The sequence below is a fragment of the Dactylosporangium sp. NPDC000244 genome, from assembly GCF_040300725.1.
GTDB lineage: Bacteria > Actinomycetota > Actinomycetes > Mycobacteriales > Micromonosporaceae > Dactylosporangium.
Map to the genome: position 1 here is coordinate 56467 of NZ_JBEPEH010000023.1, position 24290 is coordinate 80756.

24 protein-coding genes and 3 tRNA genes are annotated in these 24290 nt (G+C 68.9%); 17 read left to right on the top strand and 10 right to left on the bottom strand.

Annotation, left to right across the window (positions count from 1 at the left end; translation table 11 throughout):
* Window positions 1–116 precede the first annotated feature (116 nt).
* Entirely contained in the window at window positions 117–476 is a 360-nt protein-coding gene (locus tag ABT369_RS30755; protein WP_502891841.1) for a DUF6980 family protein, read from the top strand.
* Here ABT369_RS30755 and ABT369_RS30760 read toward each other — a convergent pair.
* Both ABT369_RS30760 and ABT369_RS30765 read right to left on the bottom strand, forming a co-directional pair.
* The gene (locus ABT369_RS30760; RefSeq protein WP_350617217.1) at window positions 463–873 is read right to left on the bottom strand and encodes a nitroreductase/quinone reductase family protein; all 411 of its coding nucleotides are present in this window, start codon (window positions 871–873) and stop codon (window positions 463–465) included. The genes ABT369_RS30755 and ABT369_RS30760 overlap by 14 nt on opposite strands.
* 13 nt (window positions 874–886) lie before the next feature.
* On the bottom strand, window positions 887–2617 hold the full coding sequence (locus ABT369_RS30765; protein WP_350617219.1) for a RecQ family ATP-dependent DNA helicase: 1731 nt from the start codon (window positions 2615–2617) through the stop codon (window positions 887–889).
* A 191-nt stretch (window positions 2618–2808) separates the two neighbouring features.
* Between ABT369_RS30765 and ABT369_RS30770 the strand changes: the two genes are divergently transcribed.
* From ABT369_RS30770 to ABT369_RS30795, 6 genes are all read left to right on the top strand, one after another.
* A complete protein-coding gene (locus ABT369_RS30770) occupies window positions 2809–3696 on the top strand; it encodes a sigma-70 family RNA polymerase sigma factor (protein WP_350617221.1) in 888 nt (295 codons plus the stop codon).
* A gap of 228 nt (window positions 3697–3924) precedes the next feature.
* Complete coding sequence (locus ABT369_RS30775; RefSeq protein ID WP_350617223.1) at window positions 3925–5013, top strand: glycoside hydrolase family 16 protein; 1089 nt, start codon at window positions 3925–3927, stop codon at window positions 5011–5013.
* Window positions 5014–5270: 257 nt separating this feature from the next.
* Window positions 5271–8144, top strand: a complete 2874-nt coding sequence (locus ABT369_RS30780) for a PQQ-dependent sugar dehydrogenase (RefSeq protein WP_350617225.1) — start codon at window positions 5271–5273, stop codon at window positions 8142–8144.
* Window positions 8145–8249: 105 nt separating this feature from the next.
* Entirely contained in the window at window positions 8250–8591 is a 342-nt protein-coding gene (locus ABT369_RS30785; RefSeq protein WP_350617228.1) for a hypothetical protein, read from the top strand.
* Between the two features lie 87 nt (window positions 8592–8678).
* Window positions 8679–9413 (top strand): DUF6193 family natural product biosynthesis protein, encoded by a 735-nt coding sequence (locus ABT369_RS30790; protein ID WP_350617231.1) that lies wholly within the window; start codon window positions 8679–8681, stop codon window positions 9411–9413.
* A gap of 189 nt (window positions 9414–9602) precedes the next feature.
* On the top strand, window positions 9603–10172 hold the full coding sequence (locus ABT369_RS30795; protein ID WP_350617233.1) for a kinase: 570 nt from the start codon (window positions 9603–9605) through the stop codon (window positions 10170–10172).
* A 639-nt stretch (window positions 10173–10811) separates the two neighbouring features.
* Here ABT369_RS30795 and ABT369_RS30800 read toward each other — a convergent pair.
* The 4 genes from ABT369_RS30800 to ABT369_RS30815 all read right to left on the bottom strand — a co-directional run bounded on the left by ABT369_RS30800 (window position 10812) and on the right by ABT369_RS30815 (window position 14551).
* The gene (locus ABT369_RS30800) at window positions 10812–11792 is read right to left on the bottom strand and encodes a response regulator (protein WP_350617235.1); all 981 of its coding nucleotides are present in this window, start codon (window positions 11790–11792) and stop codon (window positions 10812–10814) included.
* Entirely contained in the window at window positions 11789–12886 is a 1098-nt protein-coding gene (locus tag ABT369_RS30805; RefSeq protein WP_350617237.1) for an ATP-binding protein, read from the bottom strand. The genes ABT369_RS30800 and ABT369_RS30805 overlap by 4 nt, the downstream gene beginning before the upstream one ends.
* A gap of 103 nt (window positions 12887–12989) precedes the next feature.
* Complete coding sequence (locus tag ABT369_RS30810; RefSeq protein WP_350617239.1) at window positions 12990–13685, bottom strand: HAD family hydrolase; 696 nt, start codon at window positions 13683–13685, stop codon at window positions 12990–12992.
* Window positions 13682–14551 (bottom strand): GntR family transcriptional regulator, encoded by an 870-nt coding sequence (locus ABT369_RS30815; RefSeq protein WP_350617241.1) that lies wholly within the window; start codon window positions 14549–14551, stop codon window positions 13682–13684. The genes ABT369_RS30810 and ABT369_RS30815 overlap by 4 nt, the downstream gene beginning before the upstream one ends.
* A gap of 131 nt (window positions 14552–14682) precedes the next feature.
* Between ABT369_RS30815 and ABT369_RS30820 the strand changes: the two genes are divergently transcribed.
* The 10 genes from ABT369_RS30820 to ABT369_RS30865 all read left to right on the top strand — a co-directional run bounded on the left by ABT369_RS30820 (window position 14683) and on the right by ABT369_RS30865 (window position 22767).
* Window positions 14683–14922 (top strand): DUF6284 family protein, encoded by a 240-nt coding sequence (locus tag ABT369_RS30820; protein ID WP_350617243.1) that lies wholly within the window; start codon window positions 14683–14685, stop codon window positions 14920–14922.
* Window positions 14923–14926: 4 nt separating this feature from the next.
* The gene (locus tag ABT369_RS30825; protein WP_350617245.1) at window positions 14927–15148 is read left to right on the top strand and encodes a hypothetical protein; all 222 of its coding nucleotides are present in this window, start codon (window positions 14927–14929) and stop codon (window positions 15146–15148) included.
* A 1-nt stretch (window position 15149) separates the two neighbouring features.
* Window positions 15150–15989, top strand: coding sequence for an ABC transporter permease (locus ABT369_RS30830; protein WP_350617247.1), 840 nt, complete (start codon window positions 15150–15152; stop codon window positions 15987–15989).
* A gap of 163 nt (window positions 15990–16152) precedes the next feature.
* On the top strand, window positions 16153–18231 hold the full coding sequence (locus tag ABT369_RS30835; RefSeq protein ID WP_350617249.1) for a cell division protein FtsK: 2079 nt from the start codon (window positions 16153–16155) through the stop codon (window positions 18229–18231).
* Window positions 18232–18368: 137 nt separating this feature from the next.
* Window positions 18369–18665: a hypothetical protein gene (locus tag ABT369_RS30840; protein ID WP_350617251.1), complete on the top strand. Its 297-nt coding sequence runs from the start codon at window positions 18369–18371 to the stop codon at window positions 18663–18665.
* Window positions 18662–18970 carry a hypothetical protein gene (locus ABT369_RS30845; protein ID WP_350617253.1) on the top strand — a complete coding sequence of 103 codons (309 nt, stop codon included), beginning with the start codon at window positions 18662–18664 and terminating at the stop codon, window positions 18968–18970. The genes ABT369_RS30840 and ABT369_RS30845 overlap by 4 nt, the downstream gene beginning before the upstream one ends.
* Window positions 18970–20025 (top strand): bifunctional DNA primase/polymerase, encoded by a 1056-nt coding sequence (locus tag ABT369_RS30850; protein WP_350617522.1) that lies wholly within the window; start codon window positions 18970–18972, stop codon window positions 20023–20025. Before ABT369_RS30845 ends, ABT369_RS30850 begins: the two co-directional genes overlap by 1 nt.
* On the top strand, window positions 20022–21368 hold the full coding sequence (locus ABT369_RS30855; RefSeq protein ID WP_350617256.1) for a DUF3631 domain-containing protein: 1347 nt from the start codon (window positions 20022–20024) through the stop codon (window positions 21366–21368). The genes ABT369_RS30850 and ABT369_RS30855 overlap by 4 nt, the downstream gene beginning before the upstream one ends.
* Before the next feature lie 50 nt (window positions 21369–21418).
* The gene (locus ABT369_RS30860) at window positions 21419–21598 is read left to right on the top strand and encodes a helix-turn-helix domain-containing protein (protein WP_350617524.1); all 180 of its coding nucleotides are present in this window, start codon (window positions 21419–21421) and stop codon (window positions 21596–21598) included.
* On the top strand, window positions 21598–22767 hold the full coding sequence (locus ABT369_RS30865; RefSeq protein ID WP_350617259.1) for a site-specific integrase: 1170 nt from the start codon (window positions 21598–21600) through the stop codon (window positions 22765–22767). The genes ABT369_RS30860 and ABT369_RS30865 overlap by 1 nt, the downstream gene beginning before the upstream one ends.
* A gap of 77 nt (window positions 22768–22844) precedes the next feature.
* Here the strand turns inward: ABT369_RS30865 and ABT369_RS30870 are convergent.
* The 4 genes from ABT369_RS30870 to ABT369_RS30885 form a co-directional block, all read right to left on the bottom strand.
* Window positions 22845–22919 (bottom strand) — tRNA-Val (locus ABT369_RS30870).
* A 34-nt stretch (window positions 22920–22953) separates the two neighbouring features.
* A tRNA-Cys gene (locus ABT369_RS30875) sits at window positions 22954–23024 on the bottom strand.
* A gap of 15 nt (window positions 23025–23039) precedes the next feature.
* Window positions 23040–23112: transfer RNA gene (locus tag ABT369_RS30880), tRNA-Gly, on the bottom strand.
* A gap of 110 nt (window positions 23113–23222) precedes the next feature.
* The gene (locus tag ABT369_RS30885) at window positions 23223–24263 is read right to left on the bottom strand and encodes a CapA family protein (RefSeq protein ID WP_350617261.1); all 1041 of its coding nucleotides are present in this window, start codon (window positions 24261–24263) and stop codon (window positions 23223–23225) included.
* Between the last annotated feature and the right edge of the window lie 27 nt (window positions 24264–24290).

Here is a 24290-nt window from a genome sequence, read left to right on the forward strand (position 1 = left end):
TGGTGAGAACGTGCTGGTCGGAGCGTAGCCCCGCGATGACGGGCCGAACTATCCCGCACATGACAGCTGATCAGCTAGTTTTCGTCGCGGCGCGGTGACCGGTGCATACTCCTGCGGTGCTACGACACTGCTGCGACGGGATGCGTGCCCAGTTTCAGGACGAGGGCGAGGACGTGGACCCGTGGGACGACCCGGACGTGGTCGTCGTCTACTCGGCCAAGTTCGACGAGTACGGCCTGCCGGTCCGCGACGGGGGCACGTCGATGGTCGTGATCGGCTACTGCCCGTGGTGCGGCGCCCGCCTGCCGCAGTCGCGGCGGGACGCCTGGTTCGACGCGATGGAGCGGCTCGGCCTGGACCCGTGGGAGGACGAGCTGCCGGAGGAGTACCACACCGACGCGTGGTGGAGCACCGAACAGCTCCCGGGGACCAAGCGCGAGCACGTGGAGCCCGAGCGGGTCATCACGCCGAGCTGACGAGCTCCACGACGGGGATCGTGCGGGCGGTGCCCCGCTGGTGGTCGGCGAAGAAGGGGTACTGCTCGGCGATCCGCGCGAACAGCGGGTCGCGGTCGGGCGCCGGGCGGGCCGTGGCCGCGTACTCGGCGCCGTCGACCTCGACGGTGACGGCCGGGTCGGCGACGAGGTTCTGATACCAGTCGGGGTCGTGCTCGGCGCCGGCCGCGGAGGCGATGACGAGCAGCCGCCCGTCGAGGCGGACGTACATCATCGGGTTGGTGTACCGCCGGCCGGTGCGCCGCCCGGTGGTGGTGAGCAGCAGCAGCGGCCGCCCCTCGAGCCGGCGCCCGGCGGCCCGGAACTCCTCGACGAGCTTCGCGTTGGCGGCATTGAGGTCCGCGGGAATCTCGGCCATGGCAACAACCCTCCTACACCGGTTCGAGCAGCTTCGACTTCTGCACGATGGGCACGCTGAGCGTCTTGTACCCAACCTGCTCGAAGAGCACCACGACGCGGTCCTGCTCGTAGGCCATGACCGTCCCGGTGCCCCAGGCCGAGTGCCGGACCTCGCTGGAGACCGGGAACGGCCGGCTCTCGTCGACGGTCTTGGCCCCGGGCGAGGCCGAGTGCGAAAGCGAGGGCGCGGGCACCGGCGCGGAGGGGCGGCGGAACAGTTTCTGGTACCACTTGAGCGCGGGCACGACCGGGTCCACGACCACGGTGCCGTTCGCGCAGTTGTCGCAGTGCCCGCACGGCGCGTCGGCCTGTTCGCCGAAGTACGCCAGCAGGGAGCGCCCGCGGCAGTTCGCGCTCTCGGCGTACTGGCGCATCATGTCGATCCGCGAGCGCCGCAGCGTCTGGTGCCGCTCGAACTGGGCCAGGGCGAGGCGGGACGCCTCGGCCGGGGTGGGCGCGTACCGCGGGGCGGTGAGCTTGTTCCCGGCGCCGACCTCAGCCGCGCCGACCTGCTCCAGGAGGCTCAGCAGCGCGGTGATCCGGCGGGCCGGGAGTCCGCTGCGGGTGGCGAGCCCGGCCCGGGTCGCGGGGCCCTCGCGCAGCGCGGCCGCGAGCTGGGTCAGCTCCTTGCCGTCGGGCGCGCCGGTGGCGAAGAACCGCTGCAGGGCGACGTCCTCGGCGCGGAAGAACAGGATGGTGCGGGCCGGCTCGCCGTTGCGCCCGGCGCGGCCGATCTCCTGCAGGTAGCTGTCGGGGGAGTCGGGCAGGGCGACGTGGTGCACCCAGCGGATGTTGGGCTTGTCCACGCCCATGCCGAACGCGCTGGTGGCGACCATGACCGGGATCCGGTCGGCCATGAAGTCCTCGTAGCGGCGGTTGCGCTCGCCCGCGGCCAGGCCCGCGTGGAAGGCGACCGCGTCGATGCCCCGGTCGGCGAGGCGCTGGGCGTACTGCTCGGCGATGGCGCGCGTCGGGGCGTACACGATCCCGGGGTGCTGCTCCTGCTCGACCTGGGCCAGGAGGCGCTGCCAGCGCTGCTCGTCGCTGGTGCAGTGCACGGCGCCGAGCTGCAGGTTGGCCCGGTCCAGCCCGGCGACGAGCGTGAACGGGTCGCGCAGCCCGAGCGCGGCGATGATGTCGGCACGCACGGGCGGCGAGGCGGTTGCGGTGAGCGCGACCACCGGTGGCCGGCCCAGCTCCCGGATGAGGTGCCCGAGCTGCAGATAGTCGGGACGGAAGTCGTACCCCCACGAGGAGACGCAGTGCGCCTCGTCGACGGCCACGAGCCCCGGGCGCAGCGCCTTGACCTCGGCGAGGCGTTCGGGGTTGCCGAGCTGCTCGGGCGTGATGAACAGGAACCGGGCGGTGCCGGCCCGCAGCGCCTCGAGCGCCCGGCGCTGCTGGGCGGGGGTCTCGGCGGAGCTGATCCGCACGGCCTGGCCCTCGCGGCGGCGGTTGAGCCCGGCGATCTGGTCCTGCTGGAGGGCCAGAAGTGGTGAGATGACGACAGCGGGTCCGGCGATCAAGGTCGCCGGCACCTGGTAGATCGCGGATTTTCCGCCGCCGGTGGGTAACACGACGAGTGCGTCGCGCTTCTTGAGCAGGGCACGCATCGGCGGCAGCTGTCCGGGACGAAGGGTCTCCCAGCCGAACTCTCGGCGGGCGGCACGGCGCAGGCGGGGCGCGTGGGGCACAAGGTTCATCGGGCGCTGACTGTACCGGTGTTCGAACGCTTCGGCGCGCTACGCGACACGCCGAGCCTTGAGGACTCTCACCGTTCAGCAACCGAGATGCACCCGAAAGTGACGGCGTAAGCACCCTTCGTAGTCGAAAGTTCTTCGTGTCAGCAGGTGGACCGCCTGCACGGGGTCCACCCGGACACGAGGGGGAACCGATGACAACGACCCTTGAGGGTGCCACGCTCAAGGTCCAGTTGGAAGGCCGGGAGCTCGAGGACCTGATCCGCGAGCATCTGCCGCTCGTCGGGCATCTGGTGCGCCAGACGCTCGGCCGCCTGCCTGCCCACGTCAGCCGCGAGGACCTGGTCTCGGCCGGGATGGCGGCCCTGGCCGGCGCCGCCAAGGCGTTCGACCCGAGCCGCGGCATTCCGTTCGGCAGCTTCGCCACCACCCGCATCCGGGGCGCGATCCTGGACGAGCTGCGCGGGCTGGACTGGGCGAGCCGCTCGGTGCGGGCCCGGGCCCGGCAGGTCGACGCGATGCAACAGGAGCTCACCGCGGCGCTCGGCCGCACCCCGACGAACGCCGAGCTCGGCGAGGCGCTCGGGGTGAGCATCGACGAGTTGCAGGCCATCGACGACGACGTCCAGCGCGCGGCCGTACTGTCGCTGCAGGGATTCGCCGCCGGCAGCGCCGAGGACATGGTCCCCGAGCGGGCCGCCGGGCCCGAGGACCTGATCCTGCACCGGGAGCGCATCGGCTACCTGCACAACGCCGTCGAGGCGCTGCCCGAGCGGCTCGGGAAGGTCGTCAAGGGGTACTTCTTCCAGGAGCGCCCGATGATGGAGATCGCGCACGAGCTCGGCGTCACCGAGTCGCGGGTCTCCCAGCTGCGGGCCGAGGCGTTGATGCTGCTGCGCGACGGGCTCAACACCCACCTCGACCCGGATCTCGTCTCGGCCAGCGACAAGCCGACGGGGTGTGTGGCCCGCCGCCGCGAGGCGTACCACGACAAGATCGCCAACGCGGGCAACCTCAACAGCCGCCTGGCCCAGACGAATCACCACGGCATGCCGTTCACCCAGTCCGGCCGCCACGCCTAGATCCGGATACGCGGCCGGGGTCTGTCATGTATTTGGCAGCTCCCGGCCGCACGTCATTACAAAGCCAAAGATCGTGCGCACAGCGGTGGTAGGGTGGCCGCTGCAATTGGTCCGGCACGTGCTCGATACGTGCACAAATGCGCACCGATTGGCGGGCGAATGCGTTTCCAACCGGATGATTTCGACACTCCGGAAAATGATGAACGGCCGGGGGAGCCGGCCCTGCCGGTGCGCCGGCGACGGGGCGGGCGCCGGCTCGGGGTCGTGGTGGCCTCGGCCGCCGCGGTGCTGCTCGTCGCGGCCGGTGCCGGCGCGGTCACCTACATGAAGAAGGACTCCGCGTCGAGCCCGGAGACGGGCCAGGCGATCGACGCCGCGGGCAACGGCGACCCCGCGGGCGAGTCGGGCCTCGGCGCGGGGCCCTCGGGGTCCGCGTCGGCGGGCCCGTCGGCGTCGGGCAAGCCGGGCGCCACCGCCTCCAAGGCCGGCGTCGGCTCCGCCCCGGGCGCCCCGTCGATCCCGCCCGCGGCCGGCAAGCGCTGGACCATCGGCTTCAGCGAGGAGTTCAACGGCAGCTCGCTGGACAAGACCAAGCTCAGCCCCTGCTTCGACTGGAACACCGGCGACTGCACCTCGACGTTCAACGGCGGGCGGGAGCACTACCAGCCCAGCCAGGTGGTCGTCTCCGGCGGCACCGCGAAGCTCATCGCCGCGCCGCTGAGCCCGCCGTACAAGAGCAGCGCGTGCCAGGGCGGGTCGTGCACGTACAAGGCGGGCCTGGTCTCCACGGCGCGCCCGAACGCCGACAACGGCTCGAAGTACCTGTACTCGTTCACGTTCGGCTACGTCGAGTCGCGCTTCAAGTTCCCGGCGACGCAGGGCTTCTTCACCGCGTTCTGGATGCTGCCGGCCGACCCGTCCTACAACTACAAGACGGAGCTCGACATCCTCGAGGAGATGGGCGACGACCCCTCGACGATGTACATGACGTACCACTGGGACGACCGCAAGGAGTCCATGCACGTCAACACCGGCAAGAAGAACAACGGCAAGTGCGCGGCGAAGGACTACTCGAAGGACTTCGTGCGGATGGGCGTGGACTGGGAGCCCGACCACATCTCCTGGTACATCGACGGCGTCGAGTGCGCGCGGTTCACCAACGCGCCCGCCATCGAGAAGGGCCCCATGCAGCTGCTCATGCACATGATGGTCGACAACGACTGGCAGCGCGGCTGGAGCGTCGGGCTCACCGACCCGACGCTGACCCGCCAGCTCGAGGTCGACTACATCCGCGTCTATCAGCAGACGCCCGCCTAGCCGGGATCGTGTCGGGCCCGCCGGTTTCCGTGACCGGCGGCCCCGGATGCTGACCGAACGGTCAATCCCTTCTCGGCGTATCGAACACTTAACCCTGTCGACGTCCAGCGATACGCTGTCGCCTGTTTCGTGCGTGGACAGGGGGCGTAAATATGTCGCTGCGTCGGCATTTGTCGGTTTTCGCGGCAGTCGCCATCACGGCCGCCGGCGCCGCATTCGCGCTCGGATTCGGACATTCCGCCGCAACGGCGGCGACGTTGCCGAACGGCTTCCAGGAACAGGTCGTGTTCAGCGGCCTGACCCAGCCGACCAGCATCCAGTTCGCATCCGACGGCCGCGTGTTCGTCGCCCAGAAGAACGGCGTGATCAAGGTCTTCGCCAGCCTGTCGGCGCCGACCGGGACCGTCTTCGCCGACCTGTCCGCCAAGGTGCACGACTACTGGGACCGCGGCCTGCTCGGCCTCGCGCTCAGCCCGACATTCCCGGACGACCCGTCCGTGTACGTGCTCTACAGCTACGACGCCCCGCCCGGCAAGACCGCCCCCGTCTGGCACGACGACTGCGTGGTCGAGGGCGGCGGGGCCGGCGGCAACTGCGTCATCACCGCCCGGCTGTCGAAGCTGACCGCCGCCGGCAACCAGTGGAACGGCACCGAGACGCCGCTCATCAACGACTGGTGCCAGCAGTTCCCGAGCCACTCCATCGGCGACCTGCACTTTGGCGCCGACGGCGCGCTCTACGTCTCCTCCGGCGACGGCGCCAGCTTCGGCACCGTCGACTACGGCCAGTTCGGCAACCCCGTGAACCCCTGCGGCGACCCGTCCGGCGAGGGCGGCGCGCTGCGCTCGCAGGACCTGCGCAGCACCGGGGACCCGTTGCAGTACGACGGCTCGATCCTGCGCGTCGACCCGGCCAACCCGGCCGCCGCCAAGCCCGTCGGCTTCGGTCTGCGCAACCCGTTCCGGTTCACCATCCGCCCGGGCACGAACGAGATCTGGGCCGGCGACGTCGGCTGGAACTCGTGGGAGGAGATCAACCGGATCCCGACGCCGTCGACCTCCTCCCCGGTGAACTTCGGCTGGCCCTGCTTCGAGGGCGCGGCCCGCCAGCCCGGCTACGAGGGCGCCAACCTGGGCCTGTGCAACAGCCTGTACGCGAACGGCGGGCAGACCAGCCCGTACTACACCTACAACCACGCCAACCAGATCGTGCCGGGGGAGGCCTGCCCGTCGGGCGGCTCGTCCATCACCGGCGTGGCGTTCTACCCGGGCGGAGGGTCGTACCCCAGCGCGTACAACGGCGCCCTGTTCTTCGCCGACTACGCCCGCGGCTGCATCTGGGCGATGTTCAAGGGCGCGAACGGGCAGCCCGACCCGACCCAGATCCAGACGTTCTCGGCCGGCGCGGCGTATCCGGCGTACCTCACGATGGGCCCCGGCAACGACCTCTACTACGTCGACCTGGTCGGCGGCACCGTCCGGCGGATCCGGTACTTCCCGACGAACCGCCCGCCGGTGGCCTCCTTCACCGCCACCCCGACGTCCGGCACGACCCCGCTCGTCGCCCAGTTCGACGCGTCGGCCTCCACCGACGCCGACGTGGCGGACCAGAGCCAGCTCACCTACCAGTGGGACTTCGACGGCGACGGGAAGTTCGACGCGACCGGGGTCAAGGTCTCGCACACGTACGACAAGAACGGCAGCTACACCGCGATCCTGAAGGTCACCGACCCGCTCGGCGCGAGCGGCACCGCGACGACCACGATCACGGCCGGCGCCGAGACCCCGACGGCGGTGATCGACTCCCCGGCGGGCACGTTCACCTGGGGCGTCGGCGACACGGTGAACTTCTCCGGCCACGCCACCGACCCGCAGACGCAGAGCAACCTGCCGGACTCGGCGCTCAAGTGGGAGCTGCAGCTGGAGCACTGCACGGCCCCGGACAACTGCCACACCCACTACCTGCAGACGTTCAACGGCGTGAGCAGCGGCTCGTTCAAGGCGCCGGACCACGAGTACCCGTCGTACCTGCGGCTGAAGCTCACCGCCACCAACGACGCCAACCTGACCAGCGTCGCGACCGTCGACCTGCAGCCCAAGACCGTCGAGCTGTCCTTCGCCAGCAAGCCCTCGGGCCTGCAGGTCGTCGTCGGCTCGTCCAGCCAGGCGACGCCGTTCACCCGCCGGGTCATCGTCGGTTCGACGAACTCGGTCAGCGCGCCGGCGCCGCAGACGACGAGCACGATGCTGTACTCGTTCGGCAACTGGTCCGACAACGGTAACCAGACGCACACCCTGACGGCGCCGTCGGCCGCCACGACGTACACGGCCACCTACAACGGCACCGCCCCGATCGAGCTGCGGGCGAACGCCAACGGCAACTACGTCACCGCGGACAACGGCGGCAAGGCCCCGCTGATCGCCAACCGGACCGTCATCGGCGCCTGGGAGCAGTTCGACGTCATCGACCAGGGCGGCGGCTTCGTGGCGCTGCGCAGCCGCTCGAACCTGCAGTACGTGACCGCGGACAACGGCGGCAACTCCCCGCTGATCGCGAACCGCTCCGCCGTCGGCCCCTGGGAGAAGTTCGAGCAGATCGACAACGGCGACGGCACCATCAGCCTGAAGGCGAACGCGAACGGCAACTACGTGACCGCGGAGAACGGCGGCAACGCGGCCCTGATCGCCAACCGCACCGCGATCGGCGCGTGGGAGAAGTTCACGAAGGTGAAGGCGCCCACGACCGTGAGCATGACCGCGTACATCAACAACCTGCTGGTGACGGCGGAGCTGCATGGTACTAAGCCCCTGATCGCCAACCGCGGCGTCGTCGGCGTGTGGGAGACGTACGACATCGTCGACGCCGGCGACGGCTACGTGGCGCTGCTCGCCCACGCCAACTCCCGGTACGTGACCGCCGAGAGCGCGGGCGGCAAGGCCCTCATCGCCAACCGCACCGTGGTCGGCGCCTGGGAGAAGTTCCAGATGGTGACGAACGCCGACGGCACGGTCAGCTTCAAGGCCAACGCCAACGGCCGCTACGTGACGGCGGAGAAGGGCGGCAGCCAGCCCTTGATCGCCAACCGCACCGAGATCGGCGCGTGGGAGAAGTTCAGCATCGCCCCCGCCTGATCAGACCCGTCGCCGACCGGCCGGGCCCCGCTCAGGGCCCGGCCGGTCCGGATCTGCTGATGCCACGCCATTTCGTAACTGCGAACCATCGGTCATGCTGCATGGGTGAAACCGGCCGTGCCGCGACGCGCGCTGCAAGTCGTCGGATCGTTGTTCATGCTTGCTGGGCTTTTGGCGTGGCTGCTCGGCACTCCGTATTTCTTCCGGATGGCCAGGCACGTGAATGCGTGCACCGATCCGGATTACGGGTCGATGATGTTGCTTGCCGTCTGTGGGGTAGGTGGCCCGCTGCTCGTCGCGGCCGGGCTCGGCCTGGCGCGTCGCCGGCGAGGCGCGCTGATCTGGATTGCGCTCGCGCTCGTCACGCTGGTTGGGCTGTGTGCCGTCGGTGCGGTCGCGCTGGATCAGGTCAGGCTGGAGCAGTCGTACGTTCGGTGTGACGGCTAAGCAAGCGGTCCGAGTGCCAACGTCCGGCGGTGCAGCTCGTCGCCCTGGCCATCCCCGGGCATGACGGAACGGCCGTAGCCTCACGCCATGGAGCAGCCCGAAGGAATCGCCGGCGCCGTCGCGGCGCTGGCCCGCGAGCTCGATGTCGATCTGGGGACCATCGGCGTTCCCGAGAAGCACCCGGCGACGACGGCGCTGGTCGAGAGCCTGGTCGAGCCGCGCGAGCCGATGCGGATCGACGGTGCGCCCGGCGGCCCGACGTTCGTGGTCGACGGCTGGAGCCGCGGGGTGCGCCTTGTCGGGGGCGCGACCACCGACCTGGGCCAGATCGTGCGGGCCGCCGGGGCCTGGCGGCACGCGGCCACCCTCGCCGAGATCACCGCAGCCGCGCCGTTCCTCGAGGTCGACGACCACGCCCGGGCCACCGAACTCGGGCCGGCCGAGGAGGTCGCCGTCCAGTGGCGGCACCTGCGCCGCCGCTGGGCCGGCATCAGCGACAGGGACCCTGAGTTCCGGTTCGTCGTGGACATCATCGACGCGGCCCAGGCGCAGCCGGTGCTGCGCGCACTGTATCCGTACACCAGCCTCGCGTCCCTGTGCTTCAGCTTCACGACCGGGTTCCCGTTCGACGACACCCGCCTGCCGGTCGTCGACCCCCGCGTCAGCGGCGGGTACGTCGTGCGACAGCAGCGCTTCGCCGACGACCTCCCGCCGCGGGTGTACGGTGAGGCCGACGACGCCGCCGGAGCGGTCGCCATCGTCGTGGCGCATCTGCCGGAGGACGTGGGCCCCGCCGTCGCCGGAACGGCCTACGACACCTGACGACCACGCACGGCGGCCCGTGCCGCCTCCAGGCGTGTCCGCGGCCAGGACGACGCCGCCCTGGCCGGCATGTCGATGACGACGTTCTCCATGGCAGATCCGCCCGCGACGCCATCCGCATGAAGGCATCCGATCAGGCTGGACCGTCCTTGCCGGCAGCGGCAGACGCAGCCGTGCCACGATGAGCCGGTGTCAGCCGACCACAACCGTTGCGGGACCATCGACACCCATCTGGTGATCATTCGCGGCAACTCCGGATCCGGCAAGTCGTCCATCGCCCGCGAGATCCGCTCCCGATACGGCCACCGCGGTATAGGGCTGATCGAACAGGACTACCTGCGACGGATCCTGCTCCGCGAACGCGACCGACCCGGCGGGATCGCCCCAGATCTGATCGAGACCAATGCCCGGTTCGTGCTCGACCACGGCTACCACGCCATCGTTGAGGGCATCCTGCACACCGAGCGCTACGCGGCGATGCTTCGGCGGCTGATCACGGCGCACGCAGGCCGGACGTCGGTCTATTACCTGGACGTGAGCTTCGCCGAAACCCTGCGCCGGCATGCGACCCGGCCGCAGGCGGCCGAATTCACGCCCGAGCACATGGCCGGCTGGTACGCCGAGCACGACCTGCTCGGCGTGCCCGGGGAACAGGTCATCGAGGAGACTTCGCCGTTCGACGGCACGGTCGAGTTCATCTTGACCACGTCCGGTCTGCTGGACGCGCCGACCGTCGTACCCGGCGGGATCCCGACGTAGCGGACGGGAGGGTCGGCAACGTCCTGCGAGCAATGTGCCGGACGGCGGAGGCGGTCGGGCTCGACCCGAAGATGCCACGGGAGTTGCGGCACAACCTCGTGTCGATCGCGTCGGCCATTGGCTTGACCTTGGAACAGATTGCCGATCTCGCCGGTACGAGGGTCACGGAGACGGTCTCATGCTCAGCCTGCCCGGCGGAACCCCTCGGGCGGCGTAGACCCCGCGAACGGCTCAAGGGCCGTTTCCAACCGGCGGAAACGGCCCTTGAGCTGTGGTGGGCGATACTGGGTTTGAACCAGTGACCTCTTCCGTGTCAATCCGATAGAGGCTAAGGCCGACGTGCCATAAACCGTTACAGCACAAGGGTTCTCACTCCGCCCACGGTCGCTGGCGTACGTGGCTGTCCACTGCCGTGACCCCCCTGCTTCACCCCCTGCCACAAGTGTGGTTGGAACAGAGGGCATCCCTCTGTTCCAACCACGGCCGCGACGGCAGGAAGAGGCGCCTCGCCGTGATCGGCTGTGCCTCGACGGCAAGCTTCTACCGCTCTGCGGCTCCAGGGATTTGCGCTCGCGGTGCGTCGCCGACAATCATCACTTGCACCGAGCGATACCGGCGATCGGAATTACGCATATCCGCCTAAACATAGGACGCCTTTACGGAACCGCTGCCAAAGATCTTACGATCGCCGTCATCAAAATAGTCGACCTGTCGCGTCGCGAAAAGCGGAAGTCGTTCATTCGCCACAATTCGTTCCTCATGGGGATTTCCGCACTGGTCGCAGGTCACGCCTAGAACGACTGACCATTGACGGAAAACGGGGGCGCGTTGGAAGTGGCGAGCCCTGACCGCCCCATCTTGATCAGTTAACTTATACGTCATCTCCCGGGCGCCTCCCGTTGAGTCTTCTCTCGAACGGGACTCCTTCGAGGACGCAGTTAGAGACTCTTCGAGGGCTGATTCCAGCTGGGCGACAGTTCCCGAAAGCTTCCCTCGTAGGCTGTGCTTGAGCGCTTCCTGGCTTTGCTCCTCGATGGTCACCGAACGCTTTACTGACCAGGACCAGGTTCGCTTTTCTTCCTGGCCTCGACTTAGATGCAGGAACGTCTCCCAACTGTCGTCGTCAACGAAGTTGTCCTCAATGACATACGCGTCGACGAGAGCATACTTAATCCTGGGGCCGAAAATTCGATACCGTCGTGGCGTTTGAAACAACGAGAGCCTTTGAACGGCTCGCTGCTTAGAGTCGATCTGATACCTGATATATTGCTCGAAAACAGCTTCGGGTAACCGCCCAACGTCCGCTTTCTGCAGCATTGCATTGAACCCTCGCTCGAACGCCGCATTCGCGACCTCTTCGCCGGATGCCATCCCGGTGAACATAATTAGACGCAGTTTGTCGTTCACTGATCGCAGTTCCGCGGAAAGTTCCGTTCCTGTAATCTCGGGCATTCGCTGATCAAGGACCGCGACCTTAATCGGTGAGTCCCTAACGAGCGAGACCGCTTCGCGAGGATCACTTGTTGCTACGGCACGTATCCGAATCGACACACGAATTAGCTCAGCCAGCGACTCGGCCACGTCCTTTTGGTCATCGACCACCAGGACTTCTTCGTTCATGTCAGCCTCTTTGGGAGATTCACCCTGAATTCAATTGACTCGCCGGTAACGGTGTGCGACACGGCGCCGCCGCGGTAGCTACCAACGAGGCGAGAGACAATCGGAAGCCCTAAACCTTGATGGCTTTCCTTCGTCGTCGTTCCATACTTATAGATGGAGTTGTCCGGTGCTGCGCCAACGAACGAGTTGGTCACCGAAATCACCACCGACTCATCGACCAGCACGTCAACTGTTACCTCGCCGTTTTCCGGAGAGGCCTCGACGGCATTTTCTATGAGTGGAAGGGTAATTGCCAGAAGGAGATTGTTGGAGTACCCCTCAATCCGCCCCGGTAGACGCACCTGGCCTGAGACGGCTTTGTTCAGCTGCCGACTGTAAAGAATCAGCGCGCCCTGCACTGAGGATTTGAGGTCCTCTGGCGCCCATTCATCAGTCGATGCCAGCGCGGACGTTGAATTTTTATACGCCAGAAGGAATGCCTTGCATAACTCAACGTATCCGGCAATGTTCGCCAGGGCGGGTGTCATGTCGCCGCCTGGCATAGATTGCTGCGTTAGCACGGCACTTTCGATCCCCAGCAAAGGTGTGTTGAGGGAGTGGACCAGCTCCCGCACTATCTCGCGGTGCCCCGGTTCAGCCTCAGTCTGAGCGCTAGACGTGACATTTTGATTGGCAATTTCTATGTACTGATTTAACGGTATTTGCTCGAACGACCGATTGAGTGCGCGTTCAAGTCGAGTCGGAAGGTCGCGCAGTGTCCGTTCTAGCGTTTGATAGACGAAATTCGAACCACCCCAACTGGTTGAACGGGTCCGATTCGAAACGTATTCGCCGATGTAGACACGGATTTGCTCTTGGGATTGCGCGACATTGAGCAAGCTTTCAACCTGAACGCTTGCGAGTCTAATGAATCGCACCAACAATAGGCACAATGTGACACCTACTGCGATCATAGCCCCGCCGAGCGCCAGGATTACCCAGTCCGAAGTCGTCAACAAGACCTCCATCGTCGAGAGATCAGGACAGTGGTTCAAAATCTGTTGTGGCCGCGCCATACAACCCGCACCACTGCGCTCGATCAGGAGTGCTTCCACGGCGGCCGTGTCGTTCTGCGTGGAGCTCCTCAGCGGTGCGCTGGCCAGGACATGGTCGCATGACGCTTCGCGCGCAATTCGCCCGTCGGGATCTGGCCATACGTCAACCGCCCGCTGACGGTCGGAGTGCAACCGCGATGCCGCCCAGGTCGGTAACGACGAAATCTGCCCTGGCCTCGGTGAAGTGCTGTACCTTCGGGGACTTGTTGGCAAAGGCGATCACTGGGACTCCGGCCGCTTTCGCGCCCTCAATGTCGAACAGCGAATCGCCAATCAGTACGCACGCCGCGGGCTCCACGTCGAGCGCCGTTGCCGCGCGCCACAACGGCTCTGGGTGGGGCTTCATACGCTTGGGTTGAGCGTAGGCGCGGCCGGCGACGTACGCGATGTGGTCCATGAGCCGGTGCGCCTGAAGGTAGGCGTCGATCGCGTTGGCGGAGTTGTTGCTCACGATCGCCACCCGCCGCCCCGAGTCGCGGGCGGCCTCTATGACGGCCTGGCCCTGTGGCTCGGGGATCGCGGATTCGGCCGCGAGGAGCTCGGCGCGGCACAGTCCGTCCTCGACCTCGCGGAGCAGCTCGGGCTTGCCGAGCGTCGCCGACCAGCGGAGCACCTCCATGGGGTCCGTCTCGGAACGAATGTCCTCGGCGAGGTGGACCCCGCGCCCTTCGAGCAGGTCGAGGAGCTCAGCCGCGACGGTAGGTGCCGGGTAGCCACCGAAGATGGAGCACACCGGCCCGTCGAAGTCGAGCAGGATCGCCCGGCTCCGGCCTAGAAGCGCGCGCAGGTCGTTGGTCATCCCTGGTACTCCCTTGCCACGCTGTCCCACACCGAGTCGAACCACTGCTTCGACGCACCGACGAACTGCGTGCCGTGCGAGGTGTCTTCCTCGCTCACGGCGTAGTTGAACAGCGGCACGTCCTTGCCAAGCAAGTCGTAGATGGCTAGCGGCTCGCCCTTGTACGACACGGTGCGCTCGATGGCCGGGTAGAAGCCGAAGAACACTTCGCTGTTGTTGATGATGTAGAGCTTGAACAGCGGCGACGCGGAGTGCTGCCGCACCGTGACGGTGGCTGACTCGATCAGGCCGAGGTCGGCGAGTTCGTGCACCTGGTCCACGATCGCGTCGAGCGACCGGTGGGAGATGCGCTCCATCCGCTCGCGCACGATCGGGTCGTCGGCGCCGGTGTCGGCGCGGGCCGGTAGCGCCATCGGCACGCGCATGTCGGAGACCATGACCCGGATCGTGATCCGCTTCGGCGCCAACTGGCCGGCGCGCACTTGGTCGAGCACTTCGGCGAGCGCGCCCTGAAGGGTCTCGCCGATGAACCCGGCGAAATCGATGGTCACTTCCTCGCGCTCGAACGCGGCCTCCAGGTGTGGCCGCAGTTCGACTGGCCGCTGGGTCTGCGCGCGCACGAAGACGCCGCTGCCCTGCCGGGACACGATCAGCCGCTCCCCGCGTAGCGCGTCGAGGGCTCGCTTCACCGTCTCCCGAGCAACGCCGTAGTGCTTGGCGAGGTCTGGCTGGGACGGAAGCTTTTCTGCCGGCTTGAGCCGCCCGGTCAGGATCGCCGCGCGGAGCTGGCGCGCGATCTGCTGCGCGGCGCCGGTGGGGTCGTCGGGGTCCAGCTCGCTGAGGTAGGTCAATTCCTCGTCAGACACGCAGGTCATCGTACGTCCTGACTAGCCAGACTAGAAAACTTGTGTCAGGCATCTTGACCTGTCTAGCCAAGCGCATCTACCTTCATCTCAGCGCACTTGACTAACCAAGTGCAGCAAGTGAAGGAGTCATGGTGAGAGACCCCGACGGTTGGACCGAGCCCACGGCGGCGCAGCTCGACGCGATCGAGAGCGAGATGCCCCTCATCGAGGCGGAGATCGAGCTGCTCGACGTGCAGATCAGGATCATGTCGGCGCACGGGCCGGTGGACGAGGTGACCGCGCAGCGTCTGCGCCGGTCCCGTGACGCCGTGGTCGCCGAAGCGCTGCGCTGGTACATGCGCCGATTCAACGCGCCGCGTCGGGCGGCCTGAGCCGATGCGCACGCCCTGGTCGCGCTGCCCGCTCGCCGGGCGGTGCGAGTCCTGCGGCGACACCGCCGACCTCGCTGCGTACGAGGCGGACACCCTCATCGGCCCGCTCTGCCTGACCCTCTGCCGCATCTGCGCCGAGGACCACTGCACCCCGTTTTTCGACGCCGCGACGGCGACCCGCCGCACCCTCGACCACACCGAGCACCTCTACCCGAACGGAGCCTGACGTGACCACCGCGACCGCCCCGAGCGCGTACCCGCCGCCGATCGCCGAACTGCTGCCGCAGGCCCGCACGCTCGCCGAGCAGATCGGCCGCACCCCCTCCCGCAACGCGCTCATGAAGACGTTCAAGATCGGCGCCCCGAAGGCCATGGCCGTGCTGGAGGCCCTCGCCGCCGAGGAGACCACCGTTCTGCCGGCCGAGCCGGAGGCACCCGCGCCGCGCCCGCTGCACCTCGTCCCGGACCTGGAGCCGGACGACGAGCCCACCGAGGCGCCCGTCCCGGTCGGGCCGCCCGCGCCCGCTGAGGCGCCCGAGGCGGTGGCGCTGGCCACGGGTGACGGACACCCGGGCACCAACATCACCGACGAGCCGGAGTACATCCCGCCCGTCCGGGCGCCGCGCCCGGCGGCGAAGGCGCGCAAGCCGCGCTCGTGGCCGGTCGTCCTGCTGGCGCTGCCCGCGTTCGTGGCCATCTGGTCCGGGTGGGTCGGCCTCGGCGAACTGACCGGGTTCGGCGTGGTCCATCCGCTGCCGGGAATCTGGGACGACCTCAGTCTGAACACCGCGATCACGCTGCCGATCGGCGTGGAGACCTACGCCGCGTACGCCCTCGCGGTCTGGCTGACCGGCACGGCCCCGGCCGCTGCCCGGTCGTTCGCCCGCTGGTCCGCGATCGGCTCGCTCATCTTCGGCGGCGCGGGCCAGGTGGCCTACCACCTGCTGACCGCTGCCGGGGTCACGCACGCGCCGTGGCAGATCACCACTGCGGTTGCCTGCCTGCCCGTTGCGGTGCTCGGCATGGGCGCCGCCCTCGCGCACCTCATCCACGCCAACCACGAGTAGTTCCGCCCGGTGCGCGGCCTTCAGGCCTAGGAAACCCGGCCGCGCACCGGTCCCCATCCCTCCAGAAGGAGTCAGGAGACCCTCAGCATGACGACGAACGAGCCGGAGCGGGAGCCACCCGAACGGGTTCGACTGGAACAAGTACGAGGACGAGGTCGCCGACGTGGTCGACCTGGGCGCGGCCCGCGCCCGCCGCGGCGGCACCGAGGCTGCGGGGCACTTCGACGTCCCGCTCGACGACGAGCCGGAGCCGGGCGGGGTGCTGGTCGACGCCCCGCCGGCCGATTCCAAGGGCCGCCGCCCGATCATCCCGGCGCGGCTGCTGGGCTGGCAGAACTTCAAGGCGACCGTCCGCGACATCGCCGAGGACGTGTTGCACCGCACGGGCTTCCACGCGGTCCGGGCGCCCTGGTACGCCGCGCAGGCCGGGTTCTGGGCCACGGTCGGGCTGTTCAAGCTGATCGGGCGTCAGCTGCGCTGGTGGTGGCTGTCGGAGCAGTACGGTCTGCGGCAGCGCGCGGCCGACGACAACGACCCGCAGACCTGGTACAAGCTGCACCGAGAGGTCAAGGCCACCCGCACGTGGCGGGGCATCGTCCTCGGCGGGGAGCTGCTCGCGCTGGGCATCGGCGGGCCGATCGCATACGCCATGGCCCCGTGGTGGGTGGTCGGTCTGGCCGTCGCTGGTGCGGTGTGCGGGCTGGCCCGCCTCGGCCACCCCGAGGACAAGCCGATCCTGCGCCCGGCCGTGGTCGCGGGCCGGTACCGGCGCGTGAACCCGGACATCATCCTGCGCGCCTACTACGCCGCGAAGCTCGGCGACCCGGACAAGCCGAACCAGCAGATCAGCTTCGGGTCCACGATGTCCCGCGACGCGACCGGCTCCGGCTCGCAGGTGGTCATCGACCTTCCATATGGCAAGACGTGGGAGCACGTCCTCAACGCCAAGGGCGCCATCGCCTCGGGCCTGGACGTGTCGGTGAACCAGGTGTTCCTCACCCGCGACCCTTCCAGCCACCGGCGGCACCTGCTGTTCGTCGCCGACCGCGACCCCCTCGCCATCCCGGCCGGCAAAACGCCGCTGCTGGACGGCAAGGTCCGCGACATCTGGTCCCCGGTGCCGATGGGCCTGGACGAGCGAGGGCGGAAGGTCGAGCTGTCGCTGATGTGGAACAGCGTGCTCGTGGGCGCGCAGCCCCGCAAAGGCAAGACGTTCGCGGCCCGGCTGCTCGCGCTCTACGCCGCGCTGGACCCGTACGTGCGGGTCATCGTGGTTGACGGGAAGATGTCGCCGGACTGGGACAAGTTCCGGCTCATCGCGCACCGGATGGTGTTCGGGCCGGTGCCCAACAGCCGCGATGACGACCCGGTGGAGCACCTGCTGGAGGTGCTGCGCGAGGTCAAGGCGCACATTTTGGAGGTCAACGACTTCCTGTCCACGCTGTCCACCGCCGAATGCCCGGAAGGCAAGATCACCCGGGAGCTGTCGCGGAAGTATCCGCAGCTGGCCGTGTGGCTGCTGGTCATGGAGGAGTTCCAGGTCTACTACGAGCTGGACAGCCAGGAGCAGAACAAAGAGATCGCCGCCCTGCTGTCCTACATCATGGCCGTGGGTCCCTCGGCCGGCGTGGTCCTGCTGTCCAGCTCGCAGAAGCCCTCCGGCATCGGCGCCGGGGACGTCGGCCGGCTGTTCAACCGCTACCGCGACAACCACGCCGTGCGCTTTGCCCTCAAGTGCGGCAACCGCCTCGTGAGTGAGGCGATCCTCGGCGGGGAGGCGTACTCCGAGGGCTACGACGCCTCGGCGCTGCCCAACGGGCTGGACTACCGGGGCGTCGGCTACCTCTACGGCGCCAGCGACGACACCCCGACCGTGCGCACGTACCTCGCCGACCACGGCGACGCCGAGCGCATCCTCACCGCCGCCCGCAGGCACCGCGCGGCTGCCGGGACCCTGTCCGGCGCGGCCATCGGCGAGACCATCACCCGCGACATGCGCGACACCCTCGCCGATGTCCGGGCCGTGTTCCTCGCGGGTGAGAAGGGCCTGCACTGGCCGGTCATCGCCGCTCGGCTCGCCGAGACCCTGCCCGAGCACTACGCCGACATCACCTCTGACGCGATCTCGGCGCAGCTCCGCGATCGTGTACCGAGCGTGAACGTCAAGGTCCGCGGCGAGGTCCTCCGCGGTGCCCGACTGGCCGACATCGACACCGCGATCGACCGGCGCAAGAGCGCCTGAACGGTAGCGGCGGCCCTGCTACCGGTAGCGCCGCCGCTACCCACCCCGCTACCGCCCTGGCCAGCCGCTACCCACGCAGGTAGCAGGTAGCGCCAGCAGCCCCTCTGCGCCCAAAAACGCCTCTGGAGGCACCTGCCGTGTCCGTCCTTGCCGCTACCGCTACCGGCCGCCCGGCCGCCGCTGGACTTCTCATCCTCGCCCTGATCGCGATCACCCTCGGTTATCTGCTTGCCTGCTGGCTCTGGCCGTTCGTGGCCTGCCGCCGCTGCCACGGCGACGGCAAGCGCCGCGCCCTGTTTGGCGGCCGAGCGTTTGGCATCTGCCGCCGCTGCGACGGCACCGGCCGCCAACTGCGGCCCGGCCGCCGCGCCATCAACTACCTGCGCACCATCCACGCCAACGACCACAGCCACCACAACCGGGGCACCCGGTGAGCGCCCTCAACCACCGCCACATCGCCGCCATGGGCCGCCGTGGCGACCACCCCGAGTGGTGCGCGCAGGGCCACCGGTGCGGCCTCGGCGAGCACCGCGCCGCCCCGCTGACCGTCGAGGTTCCCGGCCTCGGCGCCGCGACCCTCACCCGCGTGCAGAGTGCCGACGGCCGCGAGCACGCCGAGGTCCGGCTCACCGTCGTCCTGGCCGCCGACGAGCTGACCGCCCGCGTGCAGCTGGGCGGGGTCGTGCGGGACCTCAAGACCGTCATCGCCCGCGCGGCCGGCGTACGCCGGGCGGCGTGATGACACCCGCGTGCGGCTTCTACCTCGCCGCCCTGCACCGGCACTACGCCGCAACCGAAGGCGTGCGCCGCTTCCTGCCGGGCCCGCGCTGCCCGATCCACACCCCGGCCGTGCTGGCCGGGCGGCCCGAAGTCCCCGGAACGTCTACCCGCTCGGGAGCATCCACAGTGGAACCTCGAACTGCCGCTGATGCGTTGCTGCGCAACGCGATCCGATACGCCGAGCACGGCTGGCCCATGTTCCTGCTCGGCCGCACCAAGCGCCCCCTGGCCAACTGCGACGCCTGCAAGAACCCCAGCGCCGACCACGACCCGGCCGCGTGCGACTGCCTGACATGCCACGGCTTCTACGCCGCGACGACCGACGCCGACCGGCTCGCCGCCATGCTGGCCGCGAACCCACGAGGCATGCTCGCCATCCGTACCGGCGCGCTGTCCGGCACGGTCGTGGTCGACATCGACCCCGCGCACGGGGGCCGCATCGACCCGGCGCTGATGCCTGAGACGGCCTGTGTGGCAACGGGAAGCGGCGGATGGCACCTGTACTACCGCCACCCGGCAACGCCTGTCTCGTGCAGTCAGGGACGCCTCGGCGCGGGCATCGACGTGCGGGGCGACGGCGGGTACGTCGTGGCGCCGCCGTCGATCCACCCACGGACCGGCCGCCCGTACCGGTGGGCCGGTGGCCGTTCCCTGGCTGAGATGCCCCCCGCGCTGGTGGAAGCATGCCGGCCGAACGAGGAGCCCACGGTGACCGCCCCGACCGGGCCGACGCCGGTGCGCAGCGCGGGGGGCATCTCATCACCCGCCGCCCTGCTCCGGGCACACCTCGACGCGATCGCCAACGCCCCGGCCGGCAAACGCCGAACGACGCTCTACGGCGCCGCGCGCGGCGTGGCCCGCATGGTCGCCGCCGGGGCCATCGACCAGGCCGACGCGCTCACTGCCCTCACCGACGCGGGCCGCGCCGCCGACCAGACACCCCGCGAGATCCGCGCCGCCATCGCGGGCGGCTTCCGCGACGAACACGTTGCCACCGAAGGGATTGCCGCATGAACGCGACCACCGAACGACTCGACGGCGCCGCGATCCTCGACCGGCTGCACGCCACCATCACTCGCTACGTGATCCTGCCTTCCGCCGCCGCTGTCGACGCCGTGGTGCTGTGGATCGCAGCAACTCATGTGCAGCAGGCGTGGGCGCACGCGCCCCGGCTGGTCATCCGAGCCCCCGAGAAGCGCTGCGGCAAGTCGCGGCTCCTGGACGTGGTCGAGGGCACCTGTCACAACCCGCTGATCTCCGTGAACCTGTCCACCGCCGCCGTGTACCGCTCGATCGGTTCTGATAACCCGCCCACGTTGCTCATCGACGAGGCCGACACCATCTTCGGCGGAGAGAACGCCAAGGCCAATGAGGACCTTCGCGGCCTCCTCAACGCCGGACACCAGCGCAACCGCCCCACGATCCGGTGGGACATCAACACCCGCACCTTGGAGGAGATCCCCACGTTCGCCATGGCCGCCCTGGCCGGAATCGGCATGATGCCCGACACCATCGAGGACCGCGCCGTCGTCATCCGTATGCGTCGCCGGGCTCCTGGCGAAACTGTTGCCCCGTACCGGATTCGCCGCGACGGCCCCGCGCTGCGGAAGCTCGCCGCCGACCTGGTCGAGTGGCTCACCCCGCACGCCGCCGAGCTCGAGCGCGCCGAGCCGGTCATGCCCTTGGAGGATCGCGCCGCCGACACCTGGGAGCCGCTCATCGCCGTTGCCGACCTCGCCGGGGGAGACTGGCCCGACCGCGGGCGCCGGGCCGCAGAGATCCTCAACGCCGAGCGGGACGGCTCGACTGTGGCCTCCGACCGGGTGCGGCTGCTCACCGACTGCCGGGCCGCGTTCGGTAACCACGACGCCATCCCGACCTCTGTTCTGCTGGAACGGCTCAAGGCTGACCCCGAGGCGCCGTGGGCGGACTACGGCACCACGGGGCTGACCGCGATGAAACTCGGCGTGATGCTGCGGGAGTACGAGATCCGCTCGGCGAACATCCGCTTTGCCCTGCCGTACGGGCAGGCCAAGGGCTACACCCGGAGTGACTTCCAGGACGCCTGGACGCGCTACTGCCCGCCCGTGACGGCACCGGACGTCCGGGAGACGTCCCAGCCGTCCCAGGCGTCCCCGAGCAGCCCGGCCCCGGGACGGCTTGCCCTAGTGGGACGGCTTGAGCCGTCCCAAGGACACGAGCATGACGACATCGAAGCTCGCCCGGATAGTCCGTTTGGGACGCCTCAAGCCGTCCCACCCCCTCAAGCCGTCCCGCACCTGACCTGCGACGGGACGCCTGGGACGGCTGGTACGGCTCAGCCACACCTGTTCCTCGCGAGCGGCGGTGACGCGTGACGAACCCCGTCGACCTCGCGATGTACCGCGAGCAGCCCGCGCCGATCACCATGCGTAAGGCGCTGTGGAAGATTCCCGAGGCGATGGCGCTGCTCAGCATGAGCCGCACCGTGATCTACGAGCAGATTCGCGCCGGACGTCTGCGTACCGTCACCCAGGGCCGTTCACGGCTCGTGCCAGCGTCGGCCATCGCCGAGTACGTGGCGCTGCTCGAAGCCGAGGCCGCCTGATGGCCGGCAAGCGCCGCGAGCGCGGCGAGGGTGCCCTGTACTGGGACGAGGCACGGGAGCGGTGGGTTGCCGAGGCGGTCATGGGCTACGCCGCCAACGGCAAGCGCATCCGGCTTCGTGGCATCGCCAAGACCAAGACAGAGGCCAAGGCCAGCCTGAAGAAGAAGGTCGACGACTACGAGGCCGGAATGCCGGCCGAGGCCGCCAACGTCACCGTGGCGGACGCGGTGGCGGACTGGCTGGAGTTCGGGCTGAACGGCAAGGCCGCGAGCACGGTCGAGAAGTGCCAGCACCTCTGCAAGACGCATGTCCTGCCGCACCTCGGACCCCGCAAGCTCAAGGAGCTGACGGCGACCGACGTTGACCGTTGGTTGGCCGGGCGGGCGAAGGTGCTGAGCACGGCGAGCCTCAGCCAGGTGTACTCCTGCCTGCGGCGGGCGGTGCGCCGAGCGATGGCGCGCAACCGGGTCGCCCGCAATGTGGTCGAGCTGTGCGACCTCCCGGCCGGCCGAACCGGACGACCGTCCAAGTCACTGACGCTGGAGCAGGCGTCCGCGCTGCTCAAGGCGGCCGAGGGCACGCCGTTCTACGCCTACCTGGTGCTGTCGCTGCTCACGGGCCTGCGCACCGAGGAGGTGCGCGCCCTGCGGTGGGAACAGGTCGACCTCGACGGCCAGGCCGCCGCCGACCCGCCTGTTCCGCCGTCCGTGGCGGTGTGGCGGTCGGTCCGGGAGCACGGCGACACCAAGACCAAGAAGTCACGCCGGACGCTGGCCCTGCCCGCCTTGTGCGTCTACGCGCTCAGGCTGCACAAGCAGTGGCAGGACGGCGCTCGGGGAAGGGCGGGGGACGATTGGCAGGAAACCGGGCTGGTGTTCACCTCGCAGGTCGGGACCGCGCTCGATGCCGCCAACGTGCGGCGGTGGATGCGCCGGGTGGCGAAGGCGGCCGGGCTCGACCCGAAGCAGTGGACGCCCCGGGAGCTACGCCACAGCTTCGTGTCGATCGCCTCGGCGCTCGGGCTGACCCTGGAGCAGATCGCCGACCTTGTGGGGCATGCGGGCACGAGGGTCACCGAGGCGGTCTACCGTCACCAGCTCCGGCCGGTGCTGCTGAGCGGAGCGGAGATCATGAACGGCATGTTCGGGGTGCCGGGACCGGCCGCGTAGTGACGTAGACCCCCTGGTAGACCCCCTGAACGAAGCAGAGGCCGTTTCCGGTGATCCGGAAACGGCCTCTGACCTGCTGGTGGGCGATACTGGGTTTGAACCAGTGACCTCTTCCGTGTCAAGGAAGCGCGCTCCCACTGCGCCAATCGCCCTAGCGGTGCTGCCACACAAAATGCGGCGACTCCGAGGTGGGAACGGGATTTGAACCCGTGTACACGGCTTTGCAGGCCGTTGCCTCGCCTCTCGGCCACCCCACCGTGGTGACTTTCCCGAGCGGACGACGGGATTCGAACCCGCGACCCTCACCTTGGCAAGGTGATGCGCTACCAGCTGCGCTACGTCCGCACCGCCAGCTGCGTTCCCTGGCGACGGATGCAAACTTTAGCCGACCTCCAACCCCCATGCCAAACCGGTATCCCGCTTCGGCGCGTCGAGACCGTCTGAGCTGGGGTTCTTCATCCGGACAAACCCGCGCAGGTGCGCAGGCCCGCGTAGCGGCGGCTGAGCTTGTCGGCTGCGGCGCCCGTGAGCAGGACGGGCTGGCCGGTGTCGGAGACCACGGCGGGCAGGAACTCCGCCTTGGTCACGGCCTTCGCGCGGACCGTCAGGCGCAGGATGCCGGTCTCGGTGCTCTTCGAGGTGCCGTACCACAGGAAATTGCCCAGGCCGTAGGCCACGTAGGTGCTGCCCAGCCAGCCGGAGCCCTGCAGGGTGTGGGCGTGGGCGCCGATGATCAGGTCGGCGCCGGCCTTCGCGAGGCGGGACGCGAAGGTCTTCTGTTCGCTGTTGGCGCAGCTGTTCGCCTCCTCGCCCCAGTGGTTGAACACGATCACGAGGTCGGCCTGGGCTCGGGCGGCGGTCACCGACGCTACGGCGCGGTCGGTGTCGAAGGCCAGGGCCACGCCGGGCTTGTCGGGGCCGGGGCCCCACGTCGAGGCGAGCTCGTGGACCTGGCTGAAGCCGAGCAGCGCGATGCGGACGCCCTTCACGGTGGTGTAGAGGGGTGCGTAGGCGTCCTCGGTGTTCTTGCCGGCACCGAAGTACGGGTAGTCCGCCGCGTGCAGGGCGTCGAGGGTGTCCAGGAGGCCTACTCGGCCGTAGTCGAGGATGTGGTTGTTCGCGATGGTGACCGCGTCGATCCCGGCGGCCTTCAGCGCGTCGACGGCCCTGGGGTCGGTCCGGAAATGGTACGTCTTGGGCTCCGGCGTCCCCCGGGTCGTGATCGCGGTCTCGAGGTTGACCACCGTGAGGTCGGCGTCGGCGAGCGTGGACGCGATCGGGCCGAACGCGGTCGCCGGGTTCGACAGCAGCTTCGCGGTGCGGTCCATGAAGTGCACGTCGCCGGCGAAGGCGAGGCGCAGCTCGGCCGGCGCGGGGGAGGTGGACGGAGTCGCCGCGGCCGACGCGGGGGCCGGGGCCGCCGACGGAGGGGTCGCGGCCGGGGCGTCGCTGCAGCCCGCGAGCAGCAGCGTCAGGGCGAGCGCACGCACCTTCACGGGGTCACGCTAACGGGTGACGACCCC